3 protein-coding genes are annotated in these 3,065 nt (G+C 74.1%); all 3 read right to left on the bottom strand.

The features are described 5' to 3' along the window. Positions 1 to 1,040 (bottom strand): MAB_1171c family putative transporter (locus tag C1I97_RS34270; RefSeq protein WP_111006893.1); only part of this gene is annotated, 1,040 nt, incomplete at its 3' end. After that, positions 1,037 to 1,543, bottom strand: coding sequence for a toxin (locus C1I97_RS34265; RefSeq protein ID WP_111006892.1), 507 nt, complete (start codon positions 1,541 to 1,543; stop codon positions 1,037 to 1,039). The genes C1I97_RS34265 and C1I97_RS34270, both read right to left, overlap by 4 nt. Before the next feature lie 98 nt (positions 1,544 to 1,641). Beyond that, complete coding sequence (locus C1I97_RS34260; protein ID WP_111006891.1) at positions 1,642 to 2,895, bottom strand: MAB_1171c family putative transporter; 1,254 nt, start codon at positions 2,893 to 2,895, stop codon at positions 1,642 to 1,644. Positions 2,896 to 3,065 lie beyond the last annotated feature (170 nt).

Below are 3,065 nucleotides of genomic sequence, written 5' to 3'. Positions count from 1 at the left end.
GCACCGGACGGCGGGGCGGCGGGGCCGTCGCGTACCGCCGCGGTGATGACCGCCGCCCACGCGGCGGCCTCGGCGCGCTCCTCGTCGCCGGTCGCCTCCAGCACCGCCTCGTGGGTCCACTCGTACAGGGAGCGGTCGAAGGACGCGTCCAGGTAGCTGAGCGCGTTGTGGATGCTGGTCTGCCGCCACATCAGCCGCGTGCCGGAGGACGCCCAGCGCGGCCGGGGCAGCCGCAGGCGGCGGCGGGTGAGGACGCCGTCCAGCTCCCGCTCCAGCGGCTCCAGACGCGCGTACGTCCGCCGGGCCCGCCGGCACTCCGCCAGCCGGGGCCCGGCCAGCGGCACCAGGATGCCCGCCGACGTCAGCAGCGCACCCAGCCCGGCCGCGGCCGGCGAGACGTCCGTACCGAGTTCCGACCAGTCCCGCCCGCACCAGCGGGCGACCACGGCGACGAGCTTGGTCACGCTGTACCCGGCGCCGCACAGCGACCCCAGCCCCAGGACCAGCAGCCCCGCGCGCAGCCAGCCGTCCACCTCGCGCGCCCACCGCACCGAGGAGACCGTGGTGACGCTGACGGCGGCGAGGTGCCCCACCAGGTACAGCACGATCATCTCGGCGATGAACGGGGTCGTCGCGTAGTAGGTGTCCAGGTCGGTACGCCGCTCCACCGGCGCCTCGCCGAGCGCGAAGGCGGTGGCGATGCCGGCCAGCACCAGCGCGTAGGCCACGATCCAGCGCCGCGCCACCCGGTGCACCCGCGCGCCGCCCCGCCAGTACACGACGAGCACCTGGGAGGCCGCGCTGTAGGCGGTGATCGACGCGTACGTCAGCGGCGCGGCGAGGTTCGGGACGCCGCTGAGCCGGTTGACCGCGCCCACCGTCGGCGGGGCCCCGAGGAGGAAACAGGAACCCGCCAGGCCCAGCACCGCGCAGATCGCCCGCAGATACGGATCACGCCAGTGACGGAGCAGGTCCGGGGCCTTCACCACCAGGCCCAGCCACAGCACACCACAACTGACGTAGTTGATCAGTCCGCTCATCTACCCCTGTTCCCACGGTAGTTGAGCGCAGCCCCGATGCGTCCGGCCAAATCCTGCCCGCCGTCGGCGCCCACGCCGGACACCGGGTCCGCCGGCTCCTCCAGCCAGGCCCGCAGCCGACGGCCCATCAGCATGCCGAACCGGTCGGCCTCCTGCTCGTCCGCCAGGCTGAAGTCGGTGCGCGCCGCCACCGGCCGGGGCGGCCCCGCGGCGGGCGCGGCGTCCGCGTCGGCGGCCCGCCGGCTCATGTGCCACACCTCGTGACAGAAGATCACGATCTGGTGCCACACGGCGGCCCGCCGGTCCACGACGACCACGTCCTGCGTCTCGCCCTCCAGCCACAACCCGCTGGCGGTGTGCGGCGGAAAGACCTCCCGGCGGACCACGACCCGGCGGCCCCGCCAGGCGCTGACGGAGTCGACGAGCGCCGCGAACAGCGTCTCGGGATCGGCGGGAACCGGCACCCGGACAGGGTCGATCAGCGCGTCGGCCAGCCGCCGCATCTCCCTTTTCCTACGCACCATCTTCCCCCGTGCACCTCTCACGCCTGCCCCCATCATCCCCGGGCCCGGGGCGAGGAGGAAAGGTCCTTTCACCATGATCACTCATGGGCGGGCACGCTCCCCGCCGGCGCCGCGGCCCGCAGCCGTACCGCCGCGACACGGTCGGGGCGGCGCAGCGCCCGGGAGACGGCGCCGATCTCCCGCAGCAGTTCCGTGGTGTCGCGGTCGGGGCCGCCGTCGCCCTCGGGCGACTGCTCCCGCCGCTCCACGGCGTCCAGGACCGTCACCGCGGCGGCCAGCGCCCCGGCCTCCTCCGGCGCGAACCCCAGCTCCAGCGCGGCCCGGTACGCCCGCCGGTGCAGCTCCTCGTCGATACGGCGGGCCAGCGGTAGCAGCACGTCGCGGATGAACGTCTCCCGCCGGGTCAGCCTGAGGTCCGGGCCGCCGCGCGGCAGCAGCGCCGGCCCCCGGCCGTTCACGGCCCGCATCAGCAGGTACAGCGGCCGCAGTTCGCGGTGGGCGAGCCGCACGCGCCAGCGGCCGTGCAGGTACTGGCCGGCGTGCGGGAGGATGAACCCCACCGCGATCAGGATGGCCGACACACAGGCGACGGGCGGCGCCACGTCCGTGCTCAGCCAGTCCAGGTCGTGCCCGGTCCAACGGGCCGCCGCGGCGGTGAGTTTGGAAGCGTCGAACAGCAGGTTGAGGCCGTAGCCGACGCCGAGCGACTTCAGCCCGCAGCGCAGCCAGACGTCCAGCCCGTCGGTGCGCACCCAGTTCCACACCACCCGCGAGGTGATGAGCACGGCCACGGCGTGCGCGAGCAGGTAGAGCAGGATCTCCTCGCGCATGAACGGGGTGTCGGCGTAGTACGTGTCCAGGTCCCGCAGCCGCTCCACGGGCACGTCGGCGAGCGCGAACAGCACCCATAACGCGACGATCACCCCCGAGTAGACCGAGATCACCCAGCGCATGGCACGCCGGGTCGCGGCGGAACGGTCCGACAGCCCGTTCCGCCAGGCGATGATCAGCAGCAGACAGGACCCGCAGAACGCGGTGAGCAGCGAGTACACCCAGGGCGCCGAGATGTTCGGCACGCCCGTGACCCGGTTGGTCCAGCGGATCGTCGACGGTGCCACGAACACGAACACCGCGCAGGCGAGCAGCAGCAGCCCGCCGACCGCGCGCAGCATCGGGTCCTGCCACAGCCGGATGATCGTGGGCAGCTTGATCACCAGCGCGGCGGTGAGCACCGCGGCCGGGATCCAGAAGGAGACGGAGCACTGGCCGGCCAGCACGGCGGGATCCAGGGCGAGCCGGACGGGCCCGGCGGCCGACCCGGCCAAGACCATCGCCCCACCCCTCCCGGCCGCCTCCCGCTGGGCGGTCGTCCGAGCCTACGCGGCCGGAGTTGTCCGCGCCATGCGATCCGGCGACCGCCGCGCGAGCGGAAACGACCGTTGTCCGCCGCATCGCGCGTGCACCGCTGCCTCCGCTCAGCGCCCCGGCGAGTCCACCGGCG

Origin of the sequence: Streptomyces sp. NTH33, from assembly GCF_003236365.1 — a bacterium.
Taxonomy (GTDB): Bacteria; Actinomycetota; Actinomycetes; order Streptomycetales; family Streptomycetaceae; genus Streptomyces.
The sequence above is the reverse complement of the archived record's forward strand: the minus strand, read 5'-3'. Positions and strand labels throughout refer to the sequence as shown.